This is a genomic window from Stutzerimonas stutzeri, from assembly GCF_002890895.1.
In the GTDB taxonomy this organism is placed as follows: domain Bacteria; phylum Pseudomonadota; class Gammaproteobacteria; order Pseudomonadales; family Pseudomonadaceae; genus Stutzerimonas; species Stutzerimonas stutzeri_AB.
The window spans coordinates 67,888-84,870 of the sequence record NZ_POUL01000002.1 but is presented as its reverse complement, the minus strand read 5'-3'; the positions used below and the strand labels follow the sequence as shown (position 1 = coordinate 84,870).

At 61.1% G+C, this 16,983-nt stretch carries 15 protein-coding genes; 2 read left to right on the top strand and 13 right to left on the bottom strand.

The features are described from left to right. Positions 1–276 precede the first annotated feature (276 nt). The 5 genes from CXK96_RS03395 to CXK96_RS03375 all read right to left on the bottom strand — a co-directional run bounded on the left by CXK96_RS03395 (position 277) and on the right by CXK96_RS03375 (position 5,479). Positions 277–1,407, bottom strand: a complete 1,131-nt coding sequence (locus CXK96_RS03395; protein ID WP_102835102.1) for an acyl-CoA dehydrogenase — start codon at positions 1,405–1,407, stop codon at positions 277–279. Positions 1,408–1,416: 9 nt separating this feature from the next. Continuing rightward, positions 1,417–2,604 (bottom strand): acetyl-CoA C-acyltransferase, encoded by a 1,188-nt coding sequence (locus CXK96_RS03390; protein WP_102835101.1) that lies wholly within the window; start codon positions 2,602–2,604, stop codon positions 1,417–1,419. A gap of 15 nt (positions 2,605–2,619) precedes the next feature. Next, on the bottom strand, positions 2,620–3,387 hold the full coding sequence (locus tag CXK96_RS03385; RefSeq protein WP_102835100.1) for an SDR family NAD(P)-dependent oxidoreductase: 768 nt from the start codon (positions 3,385–3,387) through the stop codon (positions 2,620–2,622). A 158-nt stretch (positions 3,388–3,545) separates the two neighbouring features. After that, on the bottom strand, positions 3,546–4,592 hold the full coding sequence (locus tag CXK96_RS03380) for an AraC family transcriptional regulator (RefSeq protein WP_102835099.1): 1,047 nt from the start codon (positions 4,590–4,592) through the stop codon (positions 3,546–3,548). Further along, the gene (locus CXK96_RS03375) at positions 4,589–5,479 is read right to left on the bottom strand and encodes a LysR family transcriptional regulator (protein ID WP_102835098.1); all 891 of its coding nucleotides are present in this window, start codon (positions 5,477–5,479) and stop codon (positions 4,589–4,591) included. Before CXK96_RS03375 ends, CXK96_RS03380 begins: the two co-directional genes overlap by 4 nt. Positions 5,480–5,652: 173 nt before the next feature. Between CXK96_RS03375 and CXK96_RS03370 the strand changes: the two genes are divergently transcribed. Next, on the top strand, positions 5,653–6,429 hold the full coding sequence (locus CXK96_RS03370) for an enoyl-CoA hydratase (protein ID WP_102835097.1): 777 nt from the start codon (positions 5,653–5,655) through the stop codon (positions 6,427–6,429). Positions 6,430–6,645: 216 nt separating this feature from the next. Here CXK96_RS03370 and CXK96_RS03365 read toward each other — a convergent pair whose 3' ends face one another. From CXK96_RS03365 to CXK96_RS03330, 8 genes are all read right to left on the bottom strand, one after another. Then, on the bottom strand, positions 6,646–7,671 hold the full coding sequence (locus CXK96_RS03365; protein WP_102835096.1) for a branched-chain amino acid ABC transporter permease: 1,026 nt from the start codon (positions 7,669–7,671) through the stop codon (positions 6,646–6,648). A 2-nt stretch (positions 7,672–7,673) separates the two neighbouring features. Continuing rightward, positions 7,674–8,561, bottom strand: coding sequence for a branched-chain amino acid ABC transporter permease (locus CXK96_RS03360; protein WP_102835095.1), 888 nt, complete (start codon positions 8,559–8,561; stop codon positions 7,674–7,676). 79 nt (positions 8,562–8,640) lie between these two features. Next, positions 8,641–9,858, bottom strand: coding sequence for an ABC transporter substrate-binding protein (locus tag CXK96_RS03355; RefSeq protein ID WP_102835094.1), 1,218 nt, complete (start codon positions 9,856–9,858; stop codon positions 8,641–8,643). A gap of 222 nt (positions 9,859–10,080) precedes the next feature. Next, positions 10,081–10,797, bottom strand: coding sequence for an ABC transporter ATP-binding protein (locus CXK96_RS03350; RefSeq protein WP_102835093.1), 717 nt, complete (start codon positions 10,795–10,797; stop codon positions 10,081–10,083). Continuing rightward, positions 10,794–11,567 (bottom strand): ABC transporter ATP-binding protein, encoded by a 774-nt coding sequence (locus CXK96_RS03345; RefSeq protein ID WP_102835092.1) that lies wholly within the window; start codon positions 11,565–11,567, stop codon positions 10,794–10,796. The genes CXK96_RS03350 and CXK96_RS03345 overlap by 4 nt, the downstream gene beginning before the upstream one ends. 246 nt (positions 11,568–11,813) lie before the next feature. Continuing rightward, positions 11,814–13,085 carry an OprD family porin gene (locus tag CXK96_RS03340; protein ID WP_102835489.1) on the bottom strand — a complete coding sequence of 424 codons (1,272 nt, stop codon included), beginning with the start codon at positions 13,083–13,085 and terminating at the stop codon, positions 11,814–11,816. Positions 13,086–13,189: 104 nt separating this feature from the next. Then, complete coding sequence (locus tag CXK96_RS03335) at positions 13,190–13,783, bottom strand: peroxidase-related enzyme (protein WP_064482396.1); 594 nt, start codon at positions 13,781–13,783, stop codon at positions 13,190–13,192. Positions 13,784–13,841: 58 nt separating this feature from the next. Continuing rightward, entirely contained in the window at positions 13,842–15,518 is a 1,677-nt protein-coding gene (locus tag CXK96_RS03330) for an AMP-binding protein (RefSeq protein WP_102835091.1), read from the bottom strand. 237 nt (positions 15,519–15,755) lie between these two features. Between CXK96_RS03330 and CXK96_RS03325 the strand changes: the two genes are divergently transcribed. After that, entirely contained in the window at positions 15,756–16,919 is a 1,164-nt protein-coding gene (locus CXK96_RS03325) for an isovaleryl-CoA dehydrogenase (RefSeq protein ID WP_102835090.1), read from the top strand. Positions 16,920–16,983: the final 64 nt, after the last annotated feature.

Here is a 16,983-nt window from a genome sequence, read left to right as displayed (position 1 = left end):
GGTTGCGAGGAAGTCTAGTTAAGACGGCGACGCTACGGGCTGACTGAGCGTATCCAGTCGTTGCCGGCAAGGCTGGCCTCACTGGAACTGGGGAAGTGCGCGGCGTTGAAACTATTGCTCGAAACGCAGCGCATCGTCTTGGCGGCTCGCATACCAGATGTGAGACACAAGCGTATGTGTGGGACTTGCGACAAGCGGACGGTCGGCGAGCGGCGCTGTCGCAAGTCGCGCAGCGAACGCAGGCCGCCCATGTAAGTTGTGACTGGGCTCTGTCTCCTACCCCAAATTACGCGCGATTACCAACCGCTGGATGTCGCTGGTGCCTTCGTAGATCTGGCAGACCCGCACGTCGCGGTAGATGCGCTCGACTGGAAAGTCCTTGAGATAGCCATAACCCCCCAGCGTCTGAATCGCCGCCGAGCAGACCTTCTCGGCCATTTCCGAGGCAAAGAGTTTGGCCATCGAGGCCTCGACCAGCGCCGGCTGACCGGCCTCGCGCAGCGCGGCGGCATGCAGCACCATCTGCCGCGCAACGGCGGTCTGGGTCGCCATGTCGGCCAGGCGAAAGGCGACGGCCTGGTGTTCGGTAAGCGCCTTGCCGAATGCCTCTCGGTCCCGGGCGTAATCGCGGGCGGCTTCGAAGGCTGCACGCGCCATGCCCACAGCCTGGGCGGCAATGCCGATGCGCCCGCCTTCCAGGTTCGCCAGGGCAATGCGGTAACCCTCGCCCTCCTCGCCCAGGCGCTGGGACTCATGCACGCGCATGTCCTCGAAGGCCAGTTGGCAGGTGTCCGAGGCGTGCTGGCCGAGCTTGTCCTCGACGCGTACCACCTGATAGCCGGGCGTGTCGGTGGGCACGATAAAGGCGCTGATACCGCGCTTGCCAGCCTCCGGGTCGGTTACGGCAAAGACGATCACCGTGCCGGCGTGCTGACCCGAGGTGATGAACTGCTTGGCGCCGTTGAGCACATAGCTGTCGCCGTCACGCCGCGCACGGGTGCGCAGGCTGCTGGCATCGGAGCCCGCATGCGGCTCGGTCAGGGCAAAAGCGCCGATCTGCGCACCGCTGGCCAGCGGCGTCAGGTAGCGCTGCTTCTGTTCCTCGCTGCCGAAGCGCAGGATCGGCACGCACCCGACTGAGTTGTGCACACTCATGATGGTCGAGCAGGCGCCATCACCCGCAGCGATCTCTTCCAGTGCCAGCGCATAGGCGATGTAGCCGGTCTCGCTGCCGCCCCATTGTTCGGGGCAGAGCATGCCGAAAAAGCCGAGCTCGGCCATCTCGCTGATCGCCTCGGCCGGGTAACGGTGTTCACGGTCCCAGTCGGCGGCAAACGGCTTGAGGCGCTCCTGAGCGAACTGCCGGGCCATATCGCGAATGCTGGTTTGATCTTCATTGAGCAGCATGGCAAGTCCTCAGTCGAGCAGCTCGACGGCCATGGCAGTCGCTTCACCACCGCCGATACAGATGGCCGCGATGCCCTTGCGCAGGCCACGGTCGCGCAGTGCAGCGATCAGCGTCACGAGAATACGTGCACCGGACGCACCGATCGGGTGGCCCAACGCGCAGGCTCCGCCATTGACGTTGACCTTGGCGTGATCGAGCCCCAGTTCGCGCATGGTGACCATGCTGACCACCGCAAAAGCCTCGTTGATCTCGAACAGATCGACCTCGTCGAGGCTCCAGCCGGTTCGTTCCAATAGCTTGTGAATGGCCCCGATGGGCGCAGTCGGGAACAGGTTGGGCGCGTCGGCGAATACCGCATGCCCATGAATCACCGCCTGAGGTTTCACCCCGAGTTGTTCGGCGTGGGAACGTCGCGTCAGTACCAACGCGGCGGCACCGTCAGAAATCGAACTGGAATTGGCAGCCGTCACGGTGCCGCCTTCACGGAAGGCCGGCTTGAGCGACGGAATCTTCTCCGGCATCGCCTTAGGTGGCTGCTCGTCTTCGCTAACGGTGCGCTGCGCGCGTCCTTGAGTTACTTCAAGCGGGACGATTTCGCTGGCGAAGCGGCCACTGGAAATGGCATCGCGGGCCCGCTGCAGGGAGGCCAGCGCGTAGGCGTCCTGCTCCTCACGCGTGAACCCGTGATTCTGCGCGCAATCCTCGGCAAAGGTCCCCATCAAGCGGCCTTTGTCATAGGCGTCCTCAAGGCCGTCGAGGAACATGTGGTCGAGCACCTTGCCATGGCCCATGCGATAGCCACCGCGGGCTTTTTCCAGCAGATAAGGCGCGTTGGACATGCTCTCCATACCGCCGGCGATCACCACATCCACCGAGCCGGCGCGTAACGCATCATGGGCGAGGATCGCCGCCTGCATACCCGAGCCGCACATCTTGTTCAGCGTGGTGGACGCGGTCGCCTTGTCCAGCCCCGCACCGAGTGCAGCCTGGCGGGCCGGCGCCTGGCCGAGGCCTGCCGGCAGCACGCAACCCATCAGCACTTCCTGCACCTGTTCGGCGGCGACACCGCTGCGCTCGACTGCTGCGCGAATTGCCGCTGCGCCCAGCTCCGGCGCGCTGAGGCTTTTAAGATCGCCCTGAAAACCGCCCATGGGGGTACGGGCGCTGCCCAGGATAACGATTGGATCATTGTTCATTGCTGTCTTCTCCAATTATTTCGCGGCCATGCGCAGCGCGCCGTCGAGGCGAATCACCTCGCCGTTGAGCATGTCGTTCTCGACGATATGGCGGACCAGCGCCGCGTATTCACTGGCACGGCCCAGACGTGGCGGGAACGGCACACCCGCGGCCAGCGAGTCGCGGACCTCTTGGGTCATGCCAGCCATCATCGGCGTCTCGAAAACGCCCGGCGCGATGGTCATCACGCGGATGCCATGGCGTGCCAGTTCACGCGCCGCCGGCAATGTCATGGCGACCACGCCGCCCTTGGAAGCTGCATAGGCGGCCTGGCCAATCTGCCCGTCGTAGGCCGCGATAGAGGCTGTGTTGATGATCACGCCACGGCTGCCCTGAGCATCGGGCTCGCCGCGGGCGATAACTTCGGCGGCCAGGCGCAGCATGTTGAAGCTGCCGATCAGGTTGAGGCCGATGACCTTGCTGAAACTGTCCAAGCCATGTGGACTCTGACGACCGAGGATCTTTTCGCCGCTGGCGACACCGGCGCAGTTGACCAGCCCGTGCAGACCGCCGAACCGTTCGACCGCTGCGCTCACCGCTGCCTGCGCGGCCGCCTCGTCACACACATTGGTGACTACGGCGTGGGCGTTGGCGCCTAGCATTTCGCTGCGCTCGTTCAGCAGCTCGGCATTGATGTCGGCCAGCACCACCTTTGCCCCTGCGGCGACCAGCGCTTCGGCAGCGGCCGCACCCAGGCCGGATGCGCCGCCGGTGATCAGGAAAACCTTGTCTTGAATGTCCACAGCACGACCTCATGGAGATGGATGGGATCGCGGCACATTGGCTGCCGGATCCTGCTGGGTTCATCTTCTTCAGACCAGTGGGTACGAACAATGGTCGATGCACGCAATCGCGATGACCGGTTTGGCCAAGCCAGGCGCTATGGTCGGTGTGGGCTTCGCTATGAAAAGCGCGAAATAACCGGTTCGTCCGCCCGCAAGATCAGGCTGCGGTACTGCCCCGGATTGGTCCCGGACCATTTGCGGAACGCCTTGTAGAACGAGCTGACATCGGCAAAACCCAAGCGCTCGGCGATTTCCGCGTAGGTGATGGAGGCGTCTGCCAGCCACAGGGTGGCCATTTCCTGGCGCACCTGGTCCTTGATCGCCTGGTACGTTTGCCCAGCCTCGGACAGCCGACGGCGCAAGGTCGAGGCTGATACGCACAACGTCTGCGCCAGCGCTTCGCTGGTCGGCCATTCTTCGGCCGGCAATTCACGCAGCTGCGCCTTGATGCGGCTGGCGAGGCTCGTGGTGTCGCGGTATTTGACCAGGATGTTGGAAGGCGCATGCGCCAGGAAGCCGTGCAACTCCTGCTCGCTGCGGCGCACCGGCAGGTCGAGCACCTCGGCAGCGAAAATGATCCGTGTAGTCGGCCGTGCGAAGCGCAGGTTGCGCGAGAACATGACGCGGTAGTCGTCGGTGTAGGCCGGCTCGTCGCAACGCAGCTCGACGGCCAGCAGCGGGATGCGCCGTCCAACCAGCCAACAGGCCAGGCCGTGCAACAGCATCCAGAAGGTGAAGTAGCTGAAGGCTCTGAGCGGCCGGGCACCGGGTGGCTCCGACAGCGTGATTTCAGCCAGGCTCTCGCTGCGACACAGCTCGCCGCGAAAGCCTTCGAAGGTCAGCCCGAAGAAATCCAGCGCGACACGAAGTGCGCCATCGAGGGTTTGCTGGGCCATCGCCGCTCGGCATACAAAGGCGAAACTGCCGGCACGCATGCGCCGCGCATCCATACCAAAAAACTCATCGTCAAAGTGCCGCGCCAAGCGCCGCCAGAGCTTGCTGAAGTCAGCCACATCGATTCGCGCCTCGGAATCTGCCAGATCGACCGACATCAGCCCGAGCTGATGCAGCAGCTGATCGGCTGGCAACGAGGGCGAAGTGAAGGCTTGCAGCGCCTCGTCCACCAGCCTGACGGAAATGGTGCCCTTGCCGTCGCGGTTCATGCGCGCCCCATCATCACGTCATGACTATTGGCAGCAACGTCCCGCAGGAAATCCCAACACACGCGCATCCGCGCCAGGTCCTTGTTTTCCACCGGCATCAGCATCCAGAAGGTTCGGGTGAATTCGATTTCGCCGACCAGGACCTCCTTGAGCAGCGGCTCCTTGCGCGCCAGGAATGCCGGCAGGATGGCAAGCCCGGCCCCGGCTGCCACGGCCTCTTGCTGGGCAAGGATGCTGGTGCTGCGCAGCGAGTGCTGACGGGGACGGACGATCTCGTCGAGGTAGAACAGCTCTTTGCTGTACAGCAGGTCCTCGATATAGCTGACGAAGACATGATCGCTGAGGTCCTCCCGGCTGCGGATGGGCGGGTGTGACGCCAGGTAGGCTTCCGACGCATAAAGCCGCAACACGTAGTCGGTGAGCTTGGTGATCACATAAGGGCCACGCTCGGGACGCTCCAGCGTGATGACGATGTCCGCCTCATGCCGCGCCAATCTGACCGAGCGCGGCACCGCCAGCAGATCCACGCCCAGGTGCGGGTAATCGCGGGTCAGGTTGGCCAGTTGGCCTGCCAGCATCACCGTGCCGTAGCCCTCGGTCGCACCAATGCGTACCTGGCCTGAGAGTTTGTCGGCGGTGAGGCTCGGTTGTTCGATGGAGGCAATGGCGCTCTCCATCGCCTCGGCCTGGGCCAGCAGTTCGCGGCCCGCCTCGGATAGCCGGTAGCCTGCTTTGGCACGGATGAACAGTTGCCGGTCCAGGCTTTTCTCCAGCGCCTGCACCCGTCGGGCCACAGTGGTGTGGTCTACAGCCAGGCGCCTGGCGGCGACCGTCAGTTTGCCCGCACGCGCGAGTTCGAGAAAAAAACGCAGGTTGTCCCAATCCACTGCAGACTCCAGATCCATCGAGTTGACGCATGCCGTCCGCGGCGCGCTGTGCAAAAACACAGAATACCTCTGCATTTCGCACCATGGGTTTACTATTTTTACACTGCTAGGCTCGTCTATCGAACCTCGTATCGCCTCAGCGCGACCGTCCCTTTCAAGCACAAGGAACCGACATGAGCCAGAAGATCCATCTCGAAATGCGCGACCACACGGCGCTGCTGACCATTGCCAATCCACCTGCCAATACTTGGGATCGCGAGTCGCTGGCGGCGCTGGAACAGATGATCGGCCAGCTCAACGAAGATCCAAACGTCTACGCGCTGGTCATTACCGGCCAGGGCGACAAATTCTTCTCGGCAGGAGCTGACCTCAAACAGTTTGCCGACGGTGACAAGAACGGCGCGCGAGAAGTCGCGCAACTCTTTGGCCGTGCCTTTGATGCACTGACGCGCTTTCGCGGCGTTTCCATCGCGGCCATCAACGGATACGCCATGGGTGGCGGCCTCGAATGTGCGCTGGCTTGCGACATTCGCATTGCCGAAGAACAAGCTCAGATGGCCTTGCCGGAAGCCAGCGTGGGTCTGCTGCCCTGCGCCGGTGGCACGCAGAACCTGCCTTGGCTGGTGGGCGAAGGCTGGGCCAAGCGCATGATCCTTTGCGGCGAACGCATCGATGCTCAGCGCGCCGAGAAGATTGGTTTGGTCGAAGAAGTGGTCCCGCGTGGGCAATCCCTGGACGCAGCCCTGAAGCTTGCCGAAGGCGCAAGTAAGCAGAGCCCTTCCTCGGTCAGCCGTTGCAAACGCCTGGTGATGAACGCGCGCAACGACGATCACAGCTCAGGTTGGGCGGAGGAACGCGAGCTGTTCGCCGAGCTGTTCGATACAAAGGATCAGAAGGAAGGTGTCAACGCGTTCCTGGAGAAGCGCAAGCCTAACTGGCAGAACGCTTGAGGCGCGTCTGATCATCATGGGTAAAGTCTGACAAGACAGGCTCAGGGAAGAGCCTGAACGAAGCGGCGACGTCGCATCTCGTATGCTGTTACTGCGTCAGGCCGATGCCATCCGGCCCCAGCGAAGGCATGGCCGGCCACACCTTTCGGCGCTCCTCTCCCGCCGCGTGTATGGCCAACCAGCGGCGGCACGTCAGGGCCCCTAAACAGCAGCCCGCTATTTGAAGTTGCGCTTGATCAAGCGCTCCACCCACCCGACGATCCCCGAGCGGAACAGCAGCACGCAGAGCACGAAGATCACCCCGAGAATCACGTGCACCCATTCACCCAGCGGGCCGTTGGACAGCGAGCTCTGCAGCGTGACCACCACCGTCGCGCCCACCACCGGGCCGAGAATGGTGCCGACGCCGCCCAGCAGGGTCATCAGGATCACCTCTCCGGACATGTGCCAATGGGCATCGGTCAGTGACGCAAGCTGGAACACCACTGTCTTGGTCGAGCCAGCCAGGCCGGTCAATCCCGCGGAGATGACGAAGGCCAGCAACTTGTGCGCGTCGACGTTGTAGCCCAGCGAGATCGCCCGCGGCTCGTTTTCGCGAATCGCCTTGAGCACCTGACCGTAGGGCGAATGGATGGTGCGTTGGATGATCACGAAGCCAAGCACGAACACCGCCAGCACGAAGTAGTACAGGGACATGTTGTTCTGCATGTCGAACAGACCGAACAGATGCCCGCGCGGTACGCCCTGCATGCCGTTTTCACCACCGGTAAACGGCGCCTGGACGAAGACAAAGAACACCATCTGGGCCAACGCCAGGGTGATCATCGCGAAGTAGATGCCTTGCCTGCGAATCGCCAGCAAGCCGAAGACGAAGCCAAGCACGGTGGACGCCAGTGTCCCGGCGACTATCCCCAGTTCGGTACTCAGACCCGTATAGGTACTCAGCATGTAGCCAGTGATATAGCCGCCGCAGGCGAAGAATGCAGCGTGTCCGAAGGACAGCAGCCCGGCGTATCCCAACAGCAGATTGAATGCACAGGCGAACAGGGCGAAGCACAACAGCTTCATCAGGAACACCGGGTACACCATTAGCGGCGCCACCATCGCTATGCCCAGCAGCGCCAGATAAAACAGGTGCTGGCGCCGTCGCGCAGCACGGCGGCGCTCGCGCTCGGCATTGGCGCGCACTTGTAGCGCCGAGGCCTGCATGGGAGACGCTTGAATGTTTTCTTGAGTCGACATGTTCATGCCTCCTTTCCGAACAGACCGGCTGGCCGCAGCAGCAGTACCAGCACCATGATCACGAAGATCACCGTGTTGGCCGCCTCCGGATAGAACACTTTGGTGAGCCCTTCGATGAGGCCCATCGCGAGTCCCGTGACAATCGCGCCCATGATCGAACCCATCCCGCCGATCACCACGACGGCGAACACCACGATCAGCAGATTCGAGCCCATCCCAGGCGTGACGGCGTAGATAGGCGCGGCGAGCACACCAGCGAACGCGGCCAGCGCGACGCCATAGCCGTAAGTCAGGGTGACCAGCAGCGGAACGTTAATACCGAAGGCCTGCATCAGTTTCGGATTCTCCGTACCGGCGCGCAGGTACGAGCCCAGCCGGGTGCGTTCGATCATGTACCAGGTCGCGAAGCACACCGTCAGGGCCGCAACGATCACCCAGCCGCGGTAGGTCGGCAGGAACATGAAGCCCAGGTTATGCCCGCCCTTCAGCAGGTCGGGCATCGGATACGGCGATCCGGACACGCCGAACAACTTGACGAAACTACCCTCGACGATCAGCGCCAGGCCGAAGGTCAGCAGCAGACCGTACAGATGGTCTTCCCCGGCGATACGGCGCAGCAGACCCCGTTCGATACCCATGCCCAGCAGGCCGATCAGCAACGGCGACAACAGCAAAGCCATCCAGTAGTTGATGCCCAGGTAATTCAACCCGATGAAGGCGGCAAAGGCACCGAGCATATATTGCGCGCCGTGGGCGAAGTTGATGATGCGCAGCAAGCCAAAGATGATGGCCAGGCCGAGGCTCAACAGCGCATAGAACGACCCATTGATGAGGCCGAGCAGAAGCTGCCCGAACAGTACGCTCAGGGGAACGCCGAAAATGAGAGTCATGATTCACTACCCAAAGGGATTCCGGAAAACCCGGCCAGCGCAGCATGGCTGCTGACCGGGTAGCGGTACGCCAGTCTGGTCAGCCCTTCGGAGCCATCTGCTGGCACTGGCTCTCACCGATGGGACGGAAGGCCTCATCGCCCGGAATGGTGCTGACCACCTCATAGAGGTCCCACTCGCCCTTGGATTCGGCTGGGGTCTTCACCTTGACCAGATACATGTCGTGCACCATGCGGCCGTCTTCACGGATCTTCCCGTTCTTGGCAAACATGTCGTTGACCGGTGTCTTGGCCATCTGCGCGCGAACGACCTGGGCGTCGTCGCTGCCCGTTTCCTTCACGGCGTTGAGGTAATGCATGGTCGCCGAGTAGATACCGGCGGGAACCATGCCTGGCATGCGACCAACGCGCTCTTCGTAACGCTTGGCCCAGGCGCGGGTTTCTTCGTTCATGTCCCAGTACCAGCCGGTGGTCAGCATCAGCCCCTGGGTGACGTCCAGTCCCATCGCGTGGATATCGTTGAGGAAGACGACCATGCCGGCGAGTTTCTGTCCGGATTGGGTCACGCCGAATTCGCTGGCGGTCTTCAACGAGTTCACCGTGTCTGCACCGGCGTTGGCCAGCGCGACCACATCGGCGCCTGAACCCTGGGCCTGGAGGATGTAGGAGGAGAAGTCGCTGCTCGGGAATGGGTGGCGTACCGTGCCGACCACGCTGCCACCTTCGGCTTCGACGACCTTCTTGATGTCGTTTTCCATGGCGTGACCAAACGCGTAGTCAGCGGTGAGGATGAACCAGCTCTTGCCGCCATCCTTGAGCACGGCATTGGCGGTGCCGTTTGCCAGCGCGAAGGTGTCGTAGGTCCAGTGGATATGGCTTGGCGCGCAGTACTCGTTAGTGATGCTCGAAGCGGCAGCGCCGGAAATGAGCGCGAGCTTGCCGCCCTGCTCTACCACCTTGGCGGCTGCCAGCACCACGGAGCTGGCGACCATGCCGGTCACCATGTCGACGTTACGCTCGTCGATCCACTGGCGAACCGTATTGGCACCCACGTCGGGCTTGTTCAGATCGTCGGCGTTGAAGGTGACGATCTTCTTGCCGTTGACCGTGCCACCGAAATCCTCGATGGCCATTTGCAGTGCCTCCAGTCCACCAGGGCCAGACAGATCACGGTAGGTTCCTGACATATCGGCGAGATAACCGATGCGAACTTCGTCGTTGCTGATTTCGGCCTGGGCGGCACCGGCGATCATGCTGGATACAAGGATGGCGGCTGCGGTTTTCTTGAGCATTTTCATATTCACCCACTGTGATTGTTTTTGTTGTGGCTATTGATCACCGGCATCTACTGCGGACCGGCTGGCTTGCAGGCGTTGTGAAGACATAACGAACGACGGGAAGGCAAGGCAAAAACAGGGGAGGATGCGGAGTTACGAGCTGTAAATGAGCATTCCAATCCTGTTTTTAACGCTGCATTACCGAGCGCAGTCGTTTTCACAATGACTGCTTGGCGAGGGTGGTCACACCCCCAGACAACTATTCAAAAACTCCTTTTTCGAATCCAGGTCTGCGGCGCTGATCTCTTCGATAATCTGCCCGTGCTCCATTACGTAATGACGGTCGGCCAGTGGTGCGGCGAAGCGGAAATTCTGCTCCACCAGCACGATGGTCAGGCCACGTTTCTTGAGCCTGATCAGGACCTCCGCAAGCTTTTGCACGATCACCGGAGCCAGACCTTCGGTGATTTCGTCGAGCAGAAGCAGATTGGCACCGGTGCGCAGGATGCGCGCCATCGCCAGCATCTGTTGCTCGCCGCCGGACAACCGCGTGCCTTGGCTGAAGCGACGCTCGTAGAGGTTGGGGAACATTTCGTAAAGCTCATCCAGCCCCATTCCGCCGCTGCGCACGGTCGGCGGTAACAACAGGTTTTCCTCGACGTTGAGACTGGAGAAAATGCCGCGTTCTTCAGGACAGTAGCCGACGCCGAGCCTTGGGATCTGGTGGGCAGGTATGCCGATGGTTTCGTTGCCATTAACGATGATGGAGCCGGTGCGCCGGCCGACCATGTTCATGATGGCGCGCAACGTGGTGCTGCGGCCTGAGCCGTTGCGACCCAGCAGGGTAACGAGTTCGCCTCGCCCCACCACCAGGTCGACCCCATGCAGAATGTGGGATTCGCCGTAGAACGCATGCAGGTCATCGACTCGCAGCTGGTCGCGATCAGCTTTGGGCGTCATGCGTGAGCCTCCTCTGCGTTAGCTTCGCTACCCATGTAGGCCTCGCGCACCTCAGGATTTGCCGAGACGCTGTCGTAATCACCCTCGGCCAGGACCGAGCCGCGCGCCAGTACGGTGATGCGGTCACACAGTCGGCTGACGACGCTGAGATTGTGCTCGACCATCAGCACCGTACGGTTTTCGGCAGCGCGTCGTACCAGCGCCACGACCATGTCGACGTCTTCACCGCCCATGCCTTGAGTCGGCTCGTCGAGCAGCAGCACGACCGGGTCCAGCGCGAGCGTAGTGGCCAGCTCAAGCGCGCGTTTGCGTCCGTAAGGCAGCTCGATGGCCAGCGTCTGGGCATAGCTTTCCAGATCGACCTCTGCAAGCAGCTGCAGCGCGCGCTCGTCGAGCTCGCGCAGAGTGCCTTCGGATTTCCAGAAGTGAAACGAATTGCCCATTTTCTGCTGCAATGCGACGCGCACGTTTTCCAGCACGCTCATGTGGCCGAACACCGCAGAAATCTGGAACGAGCGCACCAGGCCGAGACGTGCGATCTGATTCGCCTTCATCGAGGTGATGGCCTTGCCGCGGTAGAGGATCTCGCCCCGTGTAGGCGTCAGAAACTTGGTGAGGAGATTGAACACTGTTGTCTTGCCAGCCCCGTTGGGGCCGATCAGTGCATGGATGTGTCCCTTCTGTACACGCAGATCAACGGAATCCACTGCGGTAAAGCCGCGAAATTCCTTGGTCAGACCGCGCGTTTCCAGCACGAATTCCGGTGCCATGGGATGCCCTCTAACCCTGATTATTGTTGTTGGTTATGGCGCAGATCACTGGGTGACCTTTACGTAAACGATAACAACCGTTTACAAGTTGAAGCAAGCATCCTTTTCAAACGCTCGATTGAGCGTACTACTGGTCATGTCGGGCTATACAGCAGCAGCTGTACACGTGAAATGCCCTGAAAAAACCGGGCCGCAAGGGCCCGGTAAAGGATCAACGAGGAGGTATTGCGGTGCTGCTCAGGACGCTTACCAGAGCGCCAGGGTGTAGCTAAGGATCACGCGAGTTTCGTTGATGTCGCTGCCAAAGTTGCTGCGTACCGTGGCGTTACGCACTTTCATGGCGAGGTTCTTCAACGGTCCGTTCTGGACCACATAAGCGATATCCGTGTCGCGTTCCCACTCTTCACCTTCGCCACCGCCGGCCAGGTTGACGTTGTCACCGGACACGTAGCGGGTCATCAGGCTCAGCCCGGGGATGCCAGCAGCAGCAAAGTCATAGTCGTAGCGAACCTGCCATGACTTCTCGTCTTCGTTGCCGAAGTCATTGATCTGCAACAGGTTGATCAGCATGTTGTCGCCGCCGCTGACGTACGCAAAGCCGGTGTCGCCGCTCAACGTCTGGTAACCGCCAGTAAAGCCATGGCCGCCGATTTTGTAGGTGAACAGCGCGCCGAACGCGTTGTTATCGACGTTGCTGCCGCCGTCATCGGTCGAGCGCACGTAGCGCAGGTCGGTCTTGAAGCTCTGGTTTTCACCGAGCGGCATGATGTGGACCAGCTGCGTGTTGTGCTGCTTGTAGATGCCATCCAGGCCGCCGTAGTAATAGCTACCGGTCAGTTCGGGCATGAACTGGTATTTGCCGCCGGCGAACAGGAACTCGTCGCTGGTTTTGGTACTACCCAAGACGATATTGCGCGCTGCACCACTAGTAGGCGCATAAACCGTCAATTCTTCGTAGTCCGAGGAGTCACGGTAGCTGATGCGATCGAGCATACCGACATCAACGGTCAGACCCTCGATTTCCTTGCTCTGCAACCAGCCCCCACGGAAGATGCTGGGCAGCAGGCGGCTATCGTTGCGCATTACCACTGGGATGATCGGCTGCAGGGTGCCGACGTGCAGGGTCGTGTTGGACATCTTCGCTTTGGCGGTCAGCCCGGCAGTGCCGTAGTCATCAGACGGCTGACCGGACGAATCGCGCTGCAGGATGCCGGTGCCGGAGCGATCCGGGCTGGAATCGAGCTTGACGCCCAGCAAGCCGAGCGCATCCACGCCGAAGCCGACCGGCCCTTCGGTGTAGCCCGATTCCATCTTCAGGATGAAGCCCTGCGCCCATTCGTCGGCCTTGGATGGAGACGCCCCGGACTGGCGGAAATCACGGTTCATGTAGAAGTTGCGCAGCTCGACGCTGGCTTTGCTGTCATCGAGAAACGCGGCGGATGCCATGGTTGAGGTGCCCAGCGCTGAAGCTGCCAGGCTGCTGAAGAGGAAGAAACGGCTCAGGGGTTTCAATTGCATGATCATCTCTCTTGTTATTGTCTTGGTTGATGCAGCTGATGGACCCGACCTCGCTCCTGTCGGGTCTCGTTTACCGCGTTATGCGGTAAATCCATGGCTACCGCTCAGTTCGCGGCAGCTCTGGGCACACGACCCAGCAAATAAAATTCGTCGTTGGGCGGCGTTCGCGCCATCGACACCAGACGGTTGGAAAGACCAAACAGCGCAGCAATCGCGCCAATGTCCCAGATGTCGCTCTGAGTGAAGCCCATCTTTTCCAATCGCGCCTGCCAGGCGTCATCTAGTACGCCACGTTGTGCAGCCAAGTGCAGTGCAAAATCGAGCATGACCCGCTGGCGCTCGCTGAGCCCGGCGGTGTGGTAGTTCACTGCAATCCGATCGGCAATCAGTGGATCCTTGGCCAGGATTCGCAGAATCGCGCCATGCGCCACTACGCAGTACAGACAGCCGTGATCGGCGCTCACCGCCACCACGATCATTTCTTTCTCGGCTTTGGTCAGACTGTCCGATTCTCGCTCCATCAGCGCATCGTGATAGGCAAAAAAAGCCCTGAATTCATCTGGCCTATGGGCCAACATCAGAAAAACATTGGGTATGAAGCCGGCTTTCTCTTGTACCGCCAGAATGCGTTCACGCACATCGTCAGGCAGCGAAGCGAAGTCATCAACGAGCGGAAAGCGACTGATGGGCTGGGTCATGGAGGGCTCCGTATCGTTCAGCAAATGAAGCGGCTAGTCGAAACCAGCCGCTGGGTCATCACTCGGCAATGCCGAGCTCTGCAACGCTGACCTCGCGCATCTTGAACTTCTGCACCTTGCCGCTGATCGTCATCGGGAACTCATCGACGAACTTGATATGTCGCGGCGTCTTGAAATGTGCGATCCGACCTTTGCAGAACTCGCGCAGATCGTCGGCAGTCGCTGAATGCCCCGGGTGCAACTTGACCCAGGCAACGATCTCTTCACCGTAGGTCTTGTCTGGTACGCCGATCACCTGCACGTCAGCCACCGCCGCGTGGGTGAACAGAAACTCCTCCACCTCCCGCGGATACACATTCTCACCGCCGCGAATGATCATGTCTTTGTTGCGGCCGACGATCTTGATGTAGCCCTCCTCGTCCATGGTCGCCAGGTCACCGGTGTGCATCCAGCGCGCGCCGTCGATAGCACCGGCGGTGGCCTCCGGATTGTTCCAGTAACCGAGCATGACGCTGTAACCGCGGGTACAGAGTTCGCCGATCTGCCCGCGCGGGACGATGCGGTTGTGTTCGTCGACTACCTTACTTTCCAGGTGCGGCTGGGTGCGCCCGACACTGGTGACACGGCGTTCAAGGTCATCATCCGGGCCGGTCTGAGTCGAGACGGGGCTGGTTTCGGTCATGCCATACGCAATCTGCATCTCGGCCAGGTGCATGTCGTCGATGACGCGCTTCATGACTTCGATCGGACAGGTGGAACCGGCCATGATCCCGGTGCGCAGATTGCTCAGATCCAGCGATTGACGCTCCGGGTGGTCGAGCATGGCGATGAACATGGTCGGCACGCCGTACATACCGGTGGCCTTTTCTTCGGCTGCCGCTTGCAATGCCGCGAGCGGTTCGAAGGCGGCGCTCGGATAGATCATCGTGGTGCCATGGGTGACGCAACCAAGATTGCCCATGACCATGCCAAAGCAGTGATAGAGCGGGACCGGGATCACCAGCCGGTCGTGCTCGCTGAGCTTGAGACTCTCACCGACCATGTAGCCGTTATTAAGGATGTTGTAGTGACTGAGCGTGGCGCCCTTGGGGAAACCCGTGGTGCCGGAGGTGTACTGAATATTGATCGGGTCATCGAATTGCAGCTGCTCACCGCATTGGCGCAGCTGCTCCGGGCCGACGTTCTCCGCCATGTCCATCAGCCCTTTCCACAGGAGCATGCCGTCAACCGGCGTGTCGCACAGGCTGATCACCCCACGCAGCTCGGGCAGCATGTGGCTCTGCAAGGCGCCGATGGCCGAGCGCTCCAGCTCCGGCAGCAGCTCATGCAGCATCGCGTGATAGTCCGAAGTCTTGAACGCATCAGCGCAGATCAGCAAACGGCAGCCGGACTGCTTCAGCGCGTACTCGAGCTCGTTCAGGCGATAGGCCGGGTTGATGTTTACCAGCACCACGCCCACCTTGGCGGTTGCAAACTGAGTGATGCACCACTGCGCATTGTTGGGCGACCAGATGCCCACCCGCTCGCCAGGCTTAAGGCCGAGCGCCAGCAAGCCGCGTGCGCAACGGTCCACTTCGTCGGCCAGCTGTGCCCAGGTGTAACGCAGGTTCTGGTGACGGACGACCAAGGCCTCACGGTCGGAGAACCGCTCGACAGCCCGGTCGAACGCCGCACCGATGGTCATCGGCAACAGGGGTTTGGTCTGCGGTCCGCAGGTGTAGCTCGGAAGACTCATGTCGAAATTCCTCAGTCTTATGTTTGTTATGAGGCCTTACTGCCACGAAGGCTGCAGTTGACAGTCATTCGGGACGTCGTTACGTTAACGTAAAGGTAACAGCGTGACAACCCACCGCACCCTACGCCTAAAGTCGGTATGGAAGCGGGACAAACGACAGGCTGAACCGCAGGTGAAAACCGGCTCTACTCCCTTCGGCGGCCGGATGAGAACAACTACAAGACAGACAGGTGGCACATGAACTATTCAGGCCTCAACTTCGCTCTCGGTGAAACCGTGGACATGCTTCGCGACCAGACCCGCGGTTTCGTTGCGAATGAACTGGCGCCTCGCGCCGAAGCCATCGACCGTGACAACCTCTTCCCCAGCGACATGTGGCGCAAGTTCGGCGACATGGGCCTGCTCGGTATCACCATAGACGAGGAATACGGCGGCGCTGGCATGGGTTACCTGGCGCATGTCATCGCCATCGAGGAGATCAGCCGCGGTTCAGCCTCGGTGGGCCTGTCCTACGGCGCGCATTCCAACCTCTGCGTCAACCAGATCAACCGCAACGGCACACCAGAGCAGAAGGCGAAGTACCTGCCCAAGCTGATTTCCGGTGAGCATGTCGGCGCACTGGCCATGAGCGAGCCCAACGCCGGCTCCGACGTGGTCTCGATGAAGCTGCGCGCCGACAAGAAAGGCGACCGCTACGTACTCAACGGCAGCAAGACCTGGATCACCAATGGTCCGGATGCCAACACCTACGTGATCTACGCCAAGACCGACCTCGACAAGGGCGCCCATGGCATCACGGCATTCATCGTCGAGCGCGACTGGAAGGGGTTCTCACGCGGCAGCAAGTTCGACAAGCTCGGCATGCGCGGCTCCAACACCTGCGAGCTGTTCTTCGATGACGTCGAGGTGCCGGAAGAGAACGTGCTGGGCGCCGAAAATGGCGGCGTCAAAGTACTGATGAGCGGCCTGGACTATGAACGCGTGGTGCTGGCCGGCGGCCCGGTCGGGATCATGCAGGCGTGCCTGGATGTCGTGGTGCCTTACATCCACGACCGCAAACAATTCGGCCAGAGCATCGGCGAATTCCAGTTCATCCAGGGCAAGGTGGCCGACATGTACACCCAGCTCAACGCCAGCCGCGCCTACCTGTACACCGTCGCGCAGGCTTGCGACCGTGGCGAAACCACCCGCAAGGATGCCGCCGGCGTGATCCTCTATACCGCCGAGGCGGCAACGCAGATGGCGCTGCAGGCTATCCAGATTCTCGGCGGCAACGGCTATATCAACGAATTCCCCACCGGCCGCCTGCTGCGAGATGCCAAGCTCTACGAGATTGGCGCTGGCACCAGCGAGATTCGTCGGATGTTGATCGGCCGCGAGTTGTTCAACGAAACCAAATAAAAGGGCTGGAGGCGAACTCAGTAGGGTGGGCTAAAGCGGAACGAAGCCCGGCCCACCCTACGCG